The sequence below is a fragment of the Streptomyces sp. NPDC037203 genome (assembly GCF_055605065.1).
In genome coordinates, this window is record NZ_JBVJUC010000003.1 from 911,228 (window position 1) to 927,230 (window position 16,003).

At 72.7% G+C, this 16,003-nt stretch carries 10 protein-coding genes; all 10 read left to right on the forward strand.

Going from position 1 to position 16,003, the window contains the following annotated elements; translation table 11 throughout:
- Positions 1-3: 3 nt before the first annotated feature.
- The 10 genes from ACZ7EC_RS13350 (at position 4) to ACZ7EC_RS13395 (ending at position 15,867) form a co-directional block, all read left to right on the forward strand.
- Positions 4-1,668: a sugar ABC transporter ATP-binding protein gene (locus tag ACZ7EC_RS13350; RefSeq protein ID WP_471061962.1), complete on the forward strand. Its 1,665-nt coding sequence runs from the start codon at positions 4-6 to the stop codon at positions 1,666-1,668.
- Complete coding sequence (locus ACZ7EC_RS13355) at positions 1,665-2,633, forward strand: ABC transporter permease (protein ID WP_471061965.1); 969 nt, start codon at positions 1,665-1,667, stop codon at positions 2,631-2,633. The genes ACZ7EC_RS13350 and ACZ7EC_RS13355 overlap by 4 nt, the downstream gene beginning before the upstream one ends.
- Positions 2,630-3,649, forward strand: coding sequence for an ABC transporter permease (locus ACZ7EC_RS13360; protein WP_471061968.1), 1,020 nt, complete (start codon positions 2,630-2,632; stop codon positions 3,647-3,649). Before ACZ7EC_RS13355 ends, ACZ7EC_RS13360 begins: the two co-directional genes overlap by 4 nt.
- A 26-nt stretch (positions 3,650-3,675) precedes the next feature.
- Positions 3,676-4,692: a LacI family DNA-binding transcriptional regulator gene (locus ACZ7EC_RS13365; protein WP_471061971.1), complete on the forward strand. Its 1,017-nt coding sequence runs from the start codon at positions 3,676-3,678 to the stop codon at positions 4,690-4,692.
- 317 nt (positions 4,693-5,009) lie between these two features.
- Positions 5,010-9,269, forward strand: coding sequence for a HAMP domain-containing protein (locus tag ACZ7EC_RS13370; protein WP_471061973.1), 4,260 nt, complete (start codon positions 5,010-5,012; stop codon positions 9,267-9,269).
- On the forward strand, positions 9,266-11,728 hold the full coding sequence (locus ACZ7EC_RS13375) for a SpoIIE family protein phosphatase (protein WP_471061976.1): 2,463 nt from the start codon (positions 9,266-9,268) through the stop codon (positions 11,726-11,728). The genes ACZ7EC_RS13370 and ACZ7EC_RS13375 overlap by 4 nt, the downstream gene beginning before the upstream one ends.
- A 73-nt stretch (positions 11,729-11,801) precedes the next feature.
- Complete coding sequence (locus tag ACZ7EC_RS13380) at positions 11,802-12,758, forward strand: GlxA family transcriptional regulator (protein ID WP_471061979.1); 957 nt, start codon at positions 11,802-11,804, stop codon at positions 12,756-12,758.
- A gap of 105 nt (positions 12,759-12,863) precedes the next feature.
- Positions 12,864-13,862 carry a type I glyceraldehyde-3-phosphate dehydrogenase gene (gene gap / locus ACZ7EC_RS13385; protein ID WP_471061981.1) on the forward strand — a complete coding sequence of 333 codons (999 nt, stop codon included), beginning with the start codon at positions 12,864-12,866 and terminating at the stop codon, positions 13,860-13,862.
- A 318-nt stretch (positions 13,863-14,180) separates the two neighbouring features.
- Positions 14,181-14,909 carry a restriction endonuclease gene (locus ACZ7EC_RS13390; protein WP_471061985.1) on the forward strand — a complete coding sequence of 243 codons (729 nt, stop codon included), beginning with the start codon at positions 14,181-14,183 and terminating at the stop codon, positions 14,907-14,909.
- 193 nt (positions 14,910-15,102) lie between these two features.
- Positions 15,103-15,867, forward strand: a complete 765-nt coding sequence (locus ACZ7EC_RS13395) for an alpha/beta hydrolase family protein (protein WP_471061988.1) — start codon at positions 15,103-15,105, stop codon at positions 15,865-15,867.
- Positions 15,868-16,003: the final 136 nt, after the last annotated feature.

The window sequence follows — 16,003 nt, forward strand, 5'->3', positions numbered from 1 at the left end:
ACGTTGGTCCAGCAGAGCCGGGCACCCCGCAGCGACTGGATCCTCGAAGTCGCCGGGTTGGACAAGAAGTTCGCGGGCGTCCACGCCCTGCGCGGGGTGGACTTCCGCCTGCGCCCCGCCGAGGTGCACGCGCTCGTCGGCGAGAACGGCGCCGGAAAGTCCACGTTGATCAAGGTGATGACCGGCGTGTACCGGCCCGACGCGGGGCGGGTCCGCCTCGCGGGCGAGGACCGCGCCTTCCGAAACCCCCTGGAGGCGCAGGCGGCTGGCATCTCCACCATCTACCAGGAAGTGAACCTCGTCCCGCTGATGTCGGTGGCCCGCAACCTGTGCCTGGGCCGCGAACCCCGCCGCTTCGGCCTGGTCGACGCCCGCGCCGTCAACCGCCTCGCCCGCGAGACGCTCGGGCGCTACGGCGTCGACGTGGACGTCACCCGCCCGCTCGGCAGCCTCGGCCTGGGCGCCCAGCAGATGGTGGCCCTGGCCCGCGCGGTGCAGGTCGATGCCCGCGTGGTCGTGATGGACGAGCCGACCTCCTCGCTGGAACCGCGCGAGGTCGAGACCCTCTTCTCGGTGATCCGCGGCCTGAGGAGCCAGGGCATCGCCGTCGTCTACGTCAGCCACCGCCTCGACGAGTTGTACGAGATCTGCGACCGCGTCACCGTGCTGCGCGACGGCGCGGTCGTGCACACCGGCGACATGGCCGGACTGGAACGGCTGGAACTCGTCTCGCTGATGCTCGGCCGGGGGATGTCCACCGTGCGGACCAAGGGCGCCACGGCGTTCGGCACCGGTCGGGGCGGCCGGCCCGGCGGCGATGCCGGGTCCGAGACCCCTCCGGCGCTGCGGGCCACCGGCCTGACCGTCCGGTACAAGCTGCACGGCGTCGGCCTCGACATCCACCACGGCGAGGTCGTCGGCCTCGGCGGCCTGCTCGGCGCCGGGCGCAGCGAGACCGCCAAGGCGATCACCGGGGCCCTCGCCACCGACGGCGGCACCGTCGAGGTGGACGGTGTCCCCCTCACCCGCCGGAGCCCGGCCGCCGCCATCAGGGCAGGCGTCGTGATGCTCGCCGAGGACCGCAAGAGCGAGGGCATCCTGCCCAACCTGTCCGTCCGGGAGAACATCTGCCTGGCCCTGCTGCCCCGGCTCGCCCGCGCCGGCGTGGTCTCCGCGGCCAAGCAGGACGAGGTCGTGCGCTTCTTCATGGAGCGCCTGCGCATCAAGGCGGCCGGCCCCGACCAGAAGGTCAGCGACCTGTCCGGCGGCAACCAGCAGAAGGTGCTGCTGGCCCGCTGGCTGTGCCTCGACCCCAAGGTGCTGCTCCTGGACGAACCCACCCGCGGCATCGACGTGGGCGCCAAAGCGGAGGTGCAGGCACTCGTCGGCGAACTCGCCGGGCAGGGTCTCGGAGTGCTGCTGATCTCCTCCGACCTGGAGGAGCTGATCGAGGGCTCGGACCGGCTCGTCGTCCTCAAGGACGGCCGGGCCGTCGGCCACCTCCGGGGCGCGGACATCACGGAGCGGACCGTACTGGACACGCTCGCCGCCGCCCCCGCCTCCCGGCCGCCGGACGGCGAAGCCCCCGCGACGGTCCCCGGCGAAGACCCCACGCAGGCCCGAGGACGCCCGACCGCCCCGGCCGTGACGCACAAGGAGCCCCGATGACCCCCACGGCCTGGGCCGCCTCCGGCCCACCGGACCGGGCCCGGCCGGCCCGGCTGCTCCAGGCGTACGGCGTCTACGCCGCGCTGCTCGTCCTGTTCGCCGTGGCCGCCGCCCTGGACAGCTCGTTCCTGTCCGCGGGCAACGTCCGCATCCAGCTTTTCCAGGTCGCCCCCACCCTCGTCGTCGCCCTCGGCATGGCCCTGGTCATCGGAACCGAGGGCGTCGACCTCTCGGTCGGCGCCGTCATCGCCCTGGCCGCCTCGGTCGTCCCCCTCTACCTCGGCTACGGCGCGCCGCTCGCCGTGCTGATCGCCCTGGCCTGCGGCGGGATCTCGGGCGCGGCCGGCGGCACCCTGGTCGCCTTCGCCCGCGTCCAGCCGATCGTCGCCACCCTCTCCCTGATGATCGGAGTGCGGGGCCTCGCCGAGCTGATCAACGGCAACTCCGCCAAACCCGTCACCGACACCGGGCTGCTCGGCCTCGGCTCCGACGGGTTCGCCGGGATCCCCGTCATGGCCTGGATCGCCGCCGCCTGCGCCGTACTCACCGCACTGCTGGTCCGCCGCACCACCTTCGGCCGCCAACTCGTCGCCATCGGCGACAACCGCCGGGCCGGCACGCTGGCCGGGCTGCCGGTGCGCCGGGTCCTCGTCACCGTCTACGTCCTGTCCGGCGTCCTCGCCGCCCTCGCCGGGACGATGATCGTCGGGCACGGCGCCGAGGCGGACCCCGCCAACCAGGGCCTCACCATGGAACTCAGCGCCATCACCGCAGTCGTGGTCGGCGGCACCCCGCTCACCGGCGGCCGGGTCCGGGTCCTCGGCACCGTGGCCGGGGCGCTGTTCATGCAGCTCATCACCGCCGTCCTCACCCAGCACGACGTGCACACGTCCTACACCCAACTCGTGGAGGCCGTCATCATCTGCTGCGCGGTCTACGCCTCCCAGGAGCGAGGTACCCGATGACGCCCTCCGCCCTGCGCCCCGCCACACTGCCCCCGCGCCCCGAGGCGGACGCCGCAGGACCCGCCGCCCTGCGCGAACGCCTGGCCTCGCACCTCCAGCGCCGGGGCGCGCCGGCCGTGCTGATCCTGATGACCGCCCTCGCCTCCGCGACCTCGTCCACCTTCGCCACCTGGTCCAACATCTCCGGCATCCTCGGCAACAACGCCTTCGTCTGGCTGCCGGCCCTGGGCATGACCTTCGTCATCCTCACCGGCGGCATCGACCTGTCCGTCGGCTCCCTGTACGCGCTGGGCGGGGTGCTCGGCGCCTACGGCGCGCACACCGGCGGCACCTGGCTCGCCCTCGTCCTGCCCCTGGCGGTCGGCGCGTTGTGGGGCACCGCCCAGGGACTGCTGATCGCCCGCGCCCGCATGGCGCCCTTCATCGTCACCCTCGCCGGACTGCTCGGCGCCCGCGGCCTGCTCCAGGCACTGACCGACGAGGGCTCCACCACCTATCTCGTCCCCGCCCGCTCCGCCTTCCGCCGCCTGGGCGAGGGCACTTGGGTGCCCGTCCTCCTCGTCGCGGCCCTGTTCGCTCTCGGCGCGCTGCTGCTCACCCGCACCCGGTTCGGCGCCACGGTCACCGCACTGGGCGGCAACGAGAGCGCCGCCACGCTCATGGGCCTCGCCGTGGCCCGCACCAAGGTCCTCGTCTACGTCCTGTCCGCCACCCTCGCCGCGACCGCCGGTGCGCTCGGCAGCGCCCGCCTCGGCTCCGGCGTCACCACGATCGGCGTCGGCTACGAACTCACCGCCATCGCCTCGGTGGTGATCGGCGGCACCCTCCTGACCGGCGGCAGCGGCTCCGTCGGCGGCACGGCGAGCGGGGTGCTGGTGCTGGCCGTCATCCACAACCTGATCGACCACTACTTCTCGCAGTACGGCTCCGCGTTCACCGACACGGTCAACGGCGCCTTCCTGGCCGCCGTGGTCCTCGCCCAGAGCCTGCTCAGCCGCACCCGGCAGCCGGACTGACGCCGCCCACCTACCGAAGGAGTCCCGTGGGCGTCAGCCTGAAGGACGTCGCACAGCGCGCCGGGGTGTCCGTCAAGACTGTGTCGAACGTCGTCAACAACTATGTCCATGTCTCCCCCCGCACGCGGGCACGGGTGCAGCGGGCCATCGACGAACTCGGCTACCGGCCCAACCTCGTCGCCCGCCATCTGCGCAACGGCCGCACCGGCATCATCGCGCTGGCCGTCCCCGAACTGGGCAACCCGTACTTCTCCGAGGTGGCCGGAGCCGTCATCGACGCGGCCGCCCGGCACGACTACACCGTGCTGCTCGACCACACGGCGGGTCTGCGGGAGAAGGAGATCCTCGTCTGCCAGGGCTTCCGCGCGCAGATCATCGACGGTCTCATCCTCAGCCCGATCCGGATGGCGACGGAGGACTTGCTCGCCCGCACGGACACCTCGCCCCTGGTACTCCTCGGGGAGCGCGAGTACGACGCCCCCTTCGACCACATCGCCATCGACAACGTGGCGGCGGCACGCGCCGCGGTGCAGCACCTGCTCGACACCGGCCGCCGCCGGGTCGCCTTCCTCGGCGCCCGCCGCGAGAGCGGGCGGGAACCGGCGCACCTGCGGCTGCGCGGCTGGCGGGAGGCGCACACCGCCACCGGCCTGCGACCGCCCGAACCACTCGTCGTGGCCACCGACGGCTACGACCGCCAGGACGGCGCGGTGGCCATGGCCGCCCTGCTGGACCGGGGCGAGCGGCCGGACGCCGTGTTCGCCTTCAACGACCTGGTCGCCCTCGGCGCCCTGCGGGTCCTGGCCAGACGCGGGCTGCGGGTGCCGCAGGACATCGCGGTGGCCGGCTTCGACGACATCGAGGAGGCCCGGTACGCGGCCGTCGCGCTCACGACCGTCGCCCCCGACAAACGCGCCATCGCCCAGATCGCCGTCGACTGCGTGGTGGAACGCATCGCCGCGCGGACCGCACCGGCACCCCGTCGCATCCTGCCGGGCTTCGAACTCGTGGTCAGGGAATCCACGGTGGAACGGCGCGGCTGAACCGGCGGACGCGGGGGAGACGTGTGGTCATCCTCACGGTTCCCCCGTGCCTCGTGTCCCGTAAACCGGGGAATGGCCCCGCTCGTCCGTCTCGGGCCCGCTCTCCGCCCGGCCGCCGGGGGCTCCGGGACCGTCCGTGGCCGGCTCCGGCTTTTGTGCGAGCCCGTGCGGCTGGGTTAATCTGCGGCGTATTTTCCCGTCACGTGAATCTGTGAACTGGGGAAACGCACAGGTGAACCGCCGGGTCAGGCCGCGTGCCCGGCGATGGTGCCGAGCCCTCCGCGCGAGGGCTCCTTGGGGAGCGGAATGAGGCGCGCATGGCCGGCAAGGCGACCGGGACGACCGACGCGGTACCGGGTGACGAGGAACTGAGAAGGCTGCTCGCGGGGTTGACCGCCGTCCGCGACGGCGACTTCGGCACCCGGCTGCCCGATGACTCCTCGGGACTGATGGGGGACATCGCCACCGTCTTCAACGGCATGGTCGACCAGTTGTCCGTGTTCACCTCCGAGGTCACCCGCGTGGCCCGCGAGGTGGGCACCGAGGGCACCCTCGGCGGCCAGGCGCAGGTGCCGGGGGTCTCGGGCACCTGGGCCGACCTGACCGACTCGGTCAACGCGATGGCGGGCAACCTCACCACCCAGGTCCGCGACATCGCCCAGGTGGCCACCGCCGTGGCCAAGGGCGACCTGTCGCAGAAGATCGACGTCCCGGCGCGCGGTGAGATCCTTCAGCTGAAGGAGACCGTCAACACGATGGTGGACCAGCTCTCGGCGTTCGCGGACGAGGTGACCCGTGTCGCCCGCGAGGTGGGCACCGAGGGCCGGCTCGGCGGTCAGGCGCAGGTGCCGGGCGTCGCCGGGGTCTGGCGGGACCTCACGGATTCGGTCAACTTCATGGCCGGAAACCTCACCGCCCAGGTGCGCAACGTCGCCCAGGTGACGACGGCCGTGGCGCAGGGTGATCTGTCGCAGAAGATCACGGTGGACGCGCGGGGCGAGATCCTGGAGCTGAAGTCGACCATCAACACGATGGTGGACCAGCTCTCCGCGTTCGCGGACGAGGTGACCCGTGTCGCCCGCGAGGTCGGCACCGAGGGCCGCCTCGGCGGCCAGGCGGACGTCAAGGGCGTCAAGGGGACCTGGCGGGACCTCACGGATTCGGTCAACTTCATGGCCGGAAACCTGACCAACCAGGTGCGCAACGTCGCCCAGGTGGCCACGGCCGTGGCGCAGGGTGATCTGTCGCAGAAGATCACGGTGGACGCGCGGGGCGAGATCCTGGAGCTGAAGTCGACCATCAACACGATGGTGGACCAGCTCTCCGCGTTCGCGGACGAAGTCACCCGTGTCGCCCGCGAGGTCGGCACCGAGGGCCGGCTCGGCGGCCAGGCCCAGGTGCGGGGCGTCGCCGGCACCTGGAAGGACCTCACCGACAACGTCAACGTGATGGCCTCCAACCTCACCGGTCAGGTCCGCTCCATCACCCAGGTCGCCACCGCCGTCGCCAAGGGCGACCTCTCGCAGAAGATCATGGTGGAGGCCAAGGGCGAGGTCGCCGCGCTCGCCGACGTCATCAACACCATGGTCGACACCCTCTCGGCGTTCGCGGACGAGGTGACCCGTGTCGCCCGCGAGGTGGGCACCGAGGGCCGGCTCGGCGGCCAGGCCCATGTGCCCAACGTGGCCGGCACCTGGAAGGACCTCACCGACAACGTCAACTCCATGGCCAACAACCTCACCGGCCAGGTGCGCAACATCGCGCTGGTGACCACCGCCGTGGCCAAGGGCGACCTGTCGAAGAAGATCGACGTCGACGCGCGGGGCGAGATCCTCGAACTGAAGACGACCATCAACACGATGGTGGACCAGCTCTCCGCGTTCGCGGACGAGGTGACCCGTGTCGCCCGCGAGGTCGGCACCGAGGGCCGCCTCGGGGGCCAGGCCGAGGTCGAGGGCGTCTCCGGCACCTGGAAGCGGCTCACCGAGAACGTCAACGAACTCGCCGGGAACCTCACCCGGCAGGTCCGCGCCATCGCCGACGTCGCCAGCGCCGTCGCCGAGGGCGATCTGACCCGGTCCATCACTGTCGACGCCTCCGGCGAGGTCGCCGACCTCAAGGACAACATCAACTCCATGGTGGAGTCCCTGCGCGAGACCACGCGGGCCAACCAGGAACAGGACTGGCTCAAGACCAACCTCGCCCGCCTCTCCGGCCTCATGCAGGGCCACCGCGACCTGCACGTGGTGGCCGAGCTGATCATGGACGAGCTGGTGCCCCAGGTCTCCGCCCAGTACGGCGCCTTCTACCTCGCCGAGGACGGCACCGCCGGCCCCCAGCTGCGGCTCGTCGGCTCCTACGGCCGCCCCGACGGGGACGAGCGGCCCGAGCGGATCCCCTTCGGCCGCTCCCTGGTCGGCCAGGCCGCCCGCAGCCGCCGTACCATCGCGGTCGACGAACTGCCGCCCCGGTACGTCACCATCTCCTCCGGGCTCGGCCAGATCGAGCCCACCGCGCTGCTCCTGCTGCCCATCCTCTTCGAGGAGCAGGTGCTCGGCGTCATCGAGCTGGCCTCCGTCACCCGGTTCACCGCCGTGCAGCGGGACTTCCTCCAGCAGCTCGTGGACACCATCGGCGTCAACGTCAACACGATCGTCGCCAACGCCCGCACCGACGAACTGCTCGAAGAGTCCCAGCGCCTCACCAGCGAACTCCAGGCCCGCTCCGCCGAGTTGCAGGCCCAGCAGGAGGAACTCCAGCGCTCCAACGCCGAACTGGAGGAGAAGGCCTCGCTGCTCGCCGAGCAGAACCGCGACATCGAGGGCAAGAACCTCCAGATCGAGCAGGCCCGGCAGGAACTGGAGGCACGCGCCCAGCAGTTGTCGCTCGCCTCCAAGTACAAGTCCGAGTTCCTCGCCAACATGAGCCACGAGCTGCGCACCCCGCTCAACAGCCTGCTCATCCTGGCCCAGCTGCTCGCCCAGAACCCCTCCCGCAACCTCACGCCGAAGCAGGTCGAGTACGCGGGCATCATCCACTCGGCGGGCTCCGACCTGCTCCAGCTGATCAACGACATCCTGGACCTGTCCAAGGTCGAGGCCGGCAAGATGGACGTCACGCCCGAGCGGGTCCCGCTGCGCCAGCTCATCGAGTACGTCGAGGCCACCTTCCGGCCGATGACCTCCCAGAAAAGCCTCGACTTCAGCATCACCACCTCCGCCGGGGCGCCCGCCGACCTCCTCACCGACGACTCCCGGCTCCGCCAGATCCTGCGCAACCTGCTGTCCAACGCGGTGAAGTTCACCGAACAGGGCGGGGTCGAACTGCGCGTCGAACCCGCCGCCGACGACGAGGTGCCGAGGGCCGTGGTCCGTGGCGGCGCCGTGGTCGCCTTCCGGGTGAAGGACACCGGCATCGGCATCCCGGAGCAGCAACTGGAGAGCATCTTCGGCGCGTTCCAGCAGGCGGACGGCACCACCAGCCGCAAGTACGGCGGCACCGGGCTGGGGCTGTCCATCACCCGCGAGATCGCCCACCTGCTCGGCGGTGCCGTCACCGTCGACAGCACACCCGGCAAGGGCAGCACCTTCACCCTGTTCCTGCCCGTGGCCCGGCCCGACTTCGACGATCACCTGCGGGGCGTCCGCGGCAGCGCCGAACCGGCCGAGCTGGAGCGCCCCGACGACACGAAACCGCCCCAGCTCAAGGCGGTGCCGCCGCTGGTCTCCGCCAAGCCGCCGCGCGCCCGCAGGCTGCTGGTCGTGGAGGAGCGCCCCCGCGGCCTGCTGACCCTGGTCGCCGAGAGCGTCGTCGGCGACCTCGACCACGGCCACGCCGACGGCACCCCCGTGGACATCATCACCGCGGTCGGCGCCCAGGAAGCGGCCGGCGCCCTCGCCGCCGAACCCTGCCACTGCGTCGTGGTGGAACTGGGCGCCCCCGACGGGGAGTCGGCCCGTTTCCTGGCGGCGCTGCAGGGCGACTCCGCCCTCGCCGGCGTCCCCGTCCTGGTGCACAGCGGCTCCCACCGCGCCGAGCACCCGCAGGCCGGGCCGGGCGGCTCGCTGGAGTACCTCTCCAGCCTGGACGAGCTGCGCGAGCGGATCGCCCTCCACCTGTCCGCGGAGGAGCCCGGCGAGGTGCTCACCTTCGTCCGCGGCGAGGAACTCCAGCACGCCCCGGCGGAGCTGGTCGACGAGCACACCAGTGGCCGTACCGTGCTCGTCGTCGACGACGACGCGCGGAACCTGTTCGCGCTCAGCGGCATCCTCGAACTGCACGGCTTCCGCGTCCTGCACGCGGAGAACGGCCGCAAGGGCATCGAGACGCTGCTGAACAACCCGGACGTCGAACTGGTCCTGATGGACGTGATGATGCCCGAGATGGACGGATACGCCGCCACCGCCGAGATCCGCAGCATGCCCCGGTACGCCGACCTGCCGGTGATCGCGGTCACCGCGAAGGCCATGCAGGGCGACCGGGAGAAAAGCCTCGCCTCCGGCGCCAGCGACTATGTGACGAAACCCGTGGACACGCGCGACCTCATCGCCTGTGTCCGGCGCTGGCTGCCCGCATGATGCAGGAGAACGACGCCGCGCAACCGTCCCTCCGCAGGCCGAGGAGTACCCGTCCGGTGACCACCCAGCCGTCCGCCGACCCCGGCACGCCCTCCGCCCGGCAGACCGACCCGCAGACCGGCGTGCCCGAGACCTCCCCGGTGGGCAGGCTCGCGGCCACCGTGGAGCGGCTGCGCCGCGAGGTGCGGACCGCGCAGGCGGAGGCCGAGGGCCGCGCGCTGATCGAACTGGCCAAGGGCATCCTGGTCGAACGGCTGGCCTGCGGACCCGCCCAGGCCGCCCGGCAGCTCGCCGAACTGGCCGAACAGGCCCAGGTGACACCGCTGGAACTCGCGGTGGACGTCATCAACCAGGCGGCCAAGGACCGGGTCGCCGAGGTGACCGAGGCCTTCCTGGCCACGACCGCCGGCCCCGGCGACCCGGAGGACGGCACCGCCGCCGTACGGTTGCGCGCCGCCGAGAGCGGGGCGCTGGCCGCCCACGACACCGAGGCGATGGCCGCCTCCCTGCTCGAACACGCGCTGCGCCCGCTCGGTGCCGTCGCCGTGGCCATATGGGCGGCCGGCTCGGACGGTTCGCTGACCCTGGCCGGCAGCGCCGGCTTCACCCCCGCCGAGGCGGCCCGCTGGTGCTACGTCCCGCCGGACGTGGCCACGGTGGCCCGCCGCGGCCTGACCGAGCCCGGAGGGCAGTGGCTGCCCTCGCTCGCCGAATCGGGGCTGCCCACCATCGGACGGCGCGAATACACCGACGGCGCCCGGATCGCCGTACCCGCCGGCGCGGGCGGCCGCATCCACGGCGTCCTGGAGATCGCCTGGCCCACCCCCGAGGAGCCGCTGCCCCGCCAGGTGCTGCGCCAGGTGGAGACGCTCGCCGAACTGTGCGCGCACACCCTGGACGACTTCGTGCCCTCCGCCGTGCCCCGGTGGGAGTCACGGGTGATGCCCGATGCCGCGGAGCTGATGGACCTGGCGGACGGACTGCACGACCCGGCCCTGGTGCTCGTGCCGCACCTCGACGACGCCGGGCAGCTCGTCGACTTCCGCATCCAGCACGTCAACAACCGCTTCCTCGACCCGGCGGGCCGGCCACGGGCCGTCATCGGCGGCGCCCTGCTGCTGGAGGCCTATCCGATGGCCGCCGACTCCAGCGAGCTGTTCCAGCGCGTGGAACGGGTCTACGCCACCGGGGAGCCGTTCCGCGCCCAGCGGGTGCGGCTCACCGCGCTGGTCGACCAGGTCCCGCTCTCCGCGGTCGCCGACATCAGCATCAGCCGGCACGGCTCCAGCCTGCTGCTCATCTGGCGCATCGAGGACGAGGCCGCCCGCCTGGCCAGCCTGCTCCAGCACGCCCAGCGGCTCGGCCGGATCGGCGGCTTCGAGGAGAACCTGCTGACCGGCGAGATCACCTGGAACGGCCAGCTGTACAGCCTCTACGGCCGCCCGCCGACCAGCTCCCCGGTCGCCCTGGAGGAGCTGCCCGCCCACGCCCACCCGGACGACGCGGTGCAGATCGGGCGGTTCCTGCGCACCCTGCTGCACCACCGCCGGCCGGCCTCGGCGGCCTTCCGGTTGCAGCGGCCGGACGGTGTGTCCCGGCACATGCGCCTGGTCGCCGAACCGGTCCTCGACACCCATGGCCAGCTGTTCGGTGTGCGCGGCGCGTACCAGGACATCTCCGCCCAGCACTGGACGGAGGTCGCCCTCGCCGCGACCCGCGACCAGCTCGCCCACACCGAGCAGCAGGCCGCCGAGCGCAACCGGCTCGCCCTCCAGCTCCAGCACGCGATCATGCCCCCCGCCCAGGCACCGCTGCGCGTGCCCAGCCTCCAGGTCGCGGTGCGCTACCGGCCCGCCGAGACCGAGCACATGGTCGGCGGAGACTGGTACGACGCCGTGGTGCTGCCCTCGGGACTCGTCCTGCTGTGCGTCGGCGACGTCGCCGGACACGGCATCGAGGCGGCCACCAGCATGGTCGTCCTGCGCAACGCGCTGCGCGGCCTCGCCGTCACCGGCGCGGGACCGGCGCAGCTGCTGTCCTGGCTGAACATCGTCGCCCACCATCTGACGGGCGCCGTCACCGCGACCGCCGTCTGCGGACTGTACGACGGCGAACGGCGCACCCTGCGCTGGGCGCGGGCCGGGCATCTGCCCCCGGTCCTGGTGCGCGAGGGCGAGGCCACCGCGCTGCCCACGCTCAGCGGCCTGCTGCTGGGCGCCGTGCCGGAGGCGGTCTACGAGGAGACCGAGGTGGACCTGGCCGCGGGCGACACCCTCCTCATGTACACCGACGGCCTGATCGAACGCCGGGACCGCTCGGTGGAGGAGTCCCTCTCCCACCTCCTGACCACCGCCCGCTCCGGCCCCCGCACCCTGGACCAGCACCTGGACAGACTGCTCACGTACAGCAGGTCGGACACCGACGACGACACCTGCATCGTGGGTATCAGAGTGGACTGACCAGAGTGGACGGAGGCTGTGCGGGCCCCGAGCCGGCGGATCGACGCCACCCCTCCCCGCGTAACCTCTTCCTGTGCCAGCCTCCCGCCTGCGTCGTGTCGCCGTCCTCGTACTCGAAGGCGCCAAACCGCTCGATGTCGGCATCCCCGCCCAGGTGTTCACCACCCGCGCGAGCATGCCGTACGAGGTACGGGTGTGCGGGGCGGCCCCCGGCCGCGTGACCGGCGGGGACGGCCTCGCGTACGACGTCGCCCACGGCCTGGACGCGCTCGCGTGGGCGGACATCGTCTTCGTCCCCGGCTACCGCTTCCCGGACCGCGACGACCCGCCGCGGGCGGTCCTCGACGCACTGATCACCGCCCACGAGCGGGGTGCGCGGCTCGCCGCCATCTCGACGGGCGCCTTCGCGCTCGCCGCCACCGGCCTGCTCGACGGCAGGCGCGCCACCACGCACTGGCACTACACACGGGCACTCACGGCCCGGCACCCGCTCGTCCAGGTGGACGAGAACGTGCTGTTCGTGGACGAGGGCAGCGTGCTCACCTCGGCCGGCGCCGCCTCCGGCATCGACCTGTGCCTGCACATCCTGCGCGGCGACCTCGGCGTGGCCGCCTCCAACCACGCGGCCCGGCGGCTGGTCGCCGCCCCCTACCGCAGCGGCGGCCAGGCCCAGTACGTGCCGCGCAGCGTCCCCGAGCCCGTCGGCGAGCGCTTCGGCGCCACCCGCGAGTGGGCGCTGCACCGGCTCGGCGAGCCCCTCACCCTCGACATCCTGGCACGCCAGGCCGGCGTCTCCCCGCGCACCTTCTCCCGGCGCTTCGTGGAGGAGACCGGCTACACGCCGATGCAGTGGGTCATGCGCGCCCGCCTCGACCGGGCCCGCGAACTGCTCGAACGCTCCCAGCGCGGTGTCGAGCAGATCGCCGCCGACGTCGGGCTCGGCACCGGCGCCAATCTGCGCCTGCACTTCCAGCGCATCCTGGGCACCACCCCGAGCGAATACCGGCGCACCTTCACACGCGGCGAGTGATCCGCCGACCCGTTGGCGGGATCCTTTCGAACCATGGCGTTCCCGCCACTGTCCGCAGCGTGTTCCACGGACGAACCTGGTGGCGAACGGAAGGGAGATTCACCCATGACCCGCATCGCCATCAACGGATTCGGCCGCATCGGGCGGAACGTGCTGCGCGCCCTGCTCGAACGGGACAGCGCGCTCGAGATCGTCGCCGTCAACGACCTGACGGAGCCCGCCACCCTCGCCCGGCTGCTCGCCTACGACAGCACGGCCGGCCGGCTCGGCCGCCCGGTGACGGTCGACGGAAACGCCCTCGTCGTGGACGGCCGCCGGATCACGGTGCTGGCCGAGCGGGAGCCGGCGAGCCTGCCCTGGGCCGAACTCGGCGTCGACATCGTCCTGGAGGCCACCGGCCGCTTCACCTCGGCGAAGGCCGCCCGCGCCCACCTCGACGCGGGCGCGAAGAAGGTACTGGTCAGCGCCCCCTCCGACGGTGCCGACGTCACGCTCGCGTACGGGGTCAACACCGACGCCTACGACCCGGCCGTGCACACGATCGTCTCGAACGCCTCCTGCACCACCAACGCGCTCGCGCCGCTGGCCGCGGTCCTCGACGAACTCGCCGGTATCGAGCACGGGTTCATGACCACGGTGCACGCCTATACCCAGGAGCAGAACCTCCAGGACGGCCCGCACCGCGACGCCCGCCGCGCCCGCGCCGCCGGCGTCAACATCGTGCCGACCACGACCGGCGCCGCCAAGGCGATCGGCCTGGTGCTGCCGAACCTCGACGGCAAGCTGTCGGGCGACTCGATCCGGGTACCGGTGCCGGTGGGCTCGATCGTCGAACTCAACACGACCGTCGCCCGCGAGGTGACACGCGAGGACGTGCTGACGGCGTACCGCACCGCCGCGCAGGGCCCGCTCGCCGGCATCCTCGAATACTCGGAGGACCCGCTCGTCTCCTCCGACATCACCGGCAACCCCGCCTCCTCGATCTTCGACTCGGCTCTCACGCGCGTCGACGGCCGCCACGTCAAGGTGGTCGCCTGGTACGACAACGAGTGGGGCTTCTCCAACCGCGTGATCGACACCCTCGAACTCCTCGCCGGCAACTGACCGGCGAGGCCGGGCGAACAGGCGGAGGATGCCATGAACCCCGGCTGGGTGCGGCCGCCGGCCTGGCTCGCCCGGCCGGGCCCCGAGCGACCGCACGCGCGGGATCCGGCCAGGCCCGATGGCTTTGTGCCATTCATCGGCAACCCGCCTCCCACGGCACTCGGACGCCGCTAGACAAGTAGACGGGGGCGGCGTCCTGCCGTACCCACCAAGTGGCCGGCCGAGGGGGAGGTCTGGGCGGGTGCTGACCATGAACGACGCGCTGCCACCGGCAGCCGCCGGATCGCGGCGGTCGCGGCGCGGTACGGAGTCCGGCCGATGAGCCGGCGCACGCCCGCGAGGAAGGCGACGAGCAGGCGCCCTCCGGTGCGGCGGCGTACCCGCGGGCCGCGCAGGCGGCGGCAGCGCGCGGACGACCGCCTGATCGGCCTCCTGGTCACCGCTGCCCTGGTGCTGGCCGTGGTGGTGACCGTCGTGAACTGGCTGCTCGCGCACTGGTGGGTGCTCGCGGTCGTCCTCGTGCTCGCGGCAGGCGCGGGCGCCGTCCGGCTCTGCCTGAAGCGGCAGCGGGCGCGGTGGGAAGCGGTCCGCGCGCGGGGCTTGCGCTACGGACTGGCCCAACTGGACGCCTTGCACCATTCCCGGTTCGAGGACGCGGTACGGGACCTGATGCACCGTGACGGCTGCCGGGACGCGCTGCGCGTCGGCGGCGGCGGGGACCTGGGCGCCGATGTGAAGGCCACCGACCCCTTCGGGCGCCGGTGGGTGATCCAGTGCAAACACCGGCGCAACGGCCTCGCCGGCTCCGCCGTGGGCACCCCGGACCTCCAGGTCCTCAACGGCACCGCCCGACCGGTCCACGGAGCCGACGTCGCGGTCATCGTGACGAACGGCCGGGTCACCGCCCCGGCCGTGGCCTTCGCCGAACAGCAACGCCTCCATGTGGTCGACCGGCACACCCTCGGGGCGTGGGCGTCCGGCTCGCGCCCGCTGTGGGAACTCCTGCGCGCCGTCCCGCCCCCGCGCAGACCGACCGCCCTGTCCTGAGCCGCGGGAAAAGGGTTGGACGCGATCATGTCCCGGCCGGTAGTTTGCGGTCGACCGTGACACCGCCCGAGGAGGTGAGACCCATGAACGCTGTATCGACGTGGGTGCTCCCCCTTTCCCGTCACGGCCGGCGATCGACGTAGGTGTCGCCGGGAGCGCCTCCACCCCAAGGCACTCCCGAAAGGCAACACCCGTGCATTCTCTGCGGTTCACCACCGAGTCGTCCTCGGACGGCATGGTCGAGCGCGCCTTCACCGTCGGCGACATTCCCGGAGTCCTCTGGTCGCCGCTCGACGGCGCCGAGCACGCGCCCCTGGTCCTGATGGGCCACGGCGGCGGCAGGCACAAGATGGAGCCGGCCATGACGGGCCGCGCCCGCCTTCTCGTGAACGGCTGCGGCTTCCACGCCGTCGCCATCGACGCACCCGGTCACGGCGACCGGCCGCGCACCGCGCAGGACGAGCAGGACATCGCCGCGCTGCGCGCCGCGCAGGCGGCCGGCGAGCCGGAAGGGCCGGCCGTCGTCCCGTACAACGCCCGCCTGGCGCGGCTCGCCGTGCCCGAGTGGCGGGCGACCCTGGACGCCCTCCAGGGACTTCCCGAGATCGGCGCCGACGCCCCGGTCGGCTACACCGGGCTCGGCCTGGGCACCGCGATCGGTGTGCCGCTGGTCGCGGCCGAGCCCAGGATCAGGGCCGCGGTCTTCGGCCTGCACTGGCCCGACGCCCTGGTCGAAGCGGCGAAGCGGATCACCGTCCCGGTCGAGTTCGACCTCCAGTGGGACGACGAGCGCATCCCGCGCGAGGCCGGTCTCGCGCTGTTCGACGCCTTCGCCTCGACGGAGAAGACGCTGCACGCCAACGCGGGCAAGCACTTCGACTGGCCCAGGTTCGAGGTCGACAGCGCGGTCCGGTTCCTCGCCCGCCACCTCGGCCGGGCGGGCACCTCGCCGGCCTGAGCCCAGCGGTGGGGGGGGGGGGGGGGGGGGCGGGGGGGAGGGGGGGGGGGGGGGAGGGGGGGGGGGAGAGGAGGGGGCCTAGGCCCGTCCCTTTTTGGTGCGGCCACCGCCGGGGGTGGGCCCCCGTGCGTTCGAC

Excerpts from the sequence above, each read along its gene's own strand:
- ACZ7EC_RS13355 (WP_471061965.1), top strand. The coding sequence starts at position 1,665 with ATGACCCCCACGGCCTGGGCCGCCTCCGGCCCACCGGACCGGGCCCGG.
- ACZ7EC_RS13360 (WP_471061968.1), top strand. The coding sequence starts at position 2,630 with ATGACGCCCTCCGCCCTGCGCCCCGCCACACTGCCCCCGCGCCCCGAG.
- ACZ7EC_RS13370 (WP_471061973.1), top strand. The coding sequence starts at position 5,010 with ATGGCCGGCAAGGCGACCGGGACGACCGACGCGGTACCGGGTGACGAG.
- ACZ7EC_RS13375 (WP_471061976.1), top strand. The coding sequence starts at position 9,266 with ATGATGCAGGAGAACGACGCCGCGCAACCGTCCCTCCGCAGGCCGAGG.
- gap (WP_471061981.1), top strand. The coding sequence starts at position 12,864 with ATGACCCGCATCGCCATCAACGGATTCGGCCGCATCGGGCGGAACGTG.
- ACZ7EC_RS13390 (WP_471061985.1), top strand. The coding sequence starts at position 14,181 with ATGAGCCGGCGCACGCCCGCGAGGAAGGCGACGAGCAGGCGCCCTCCG.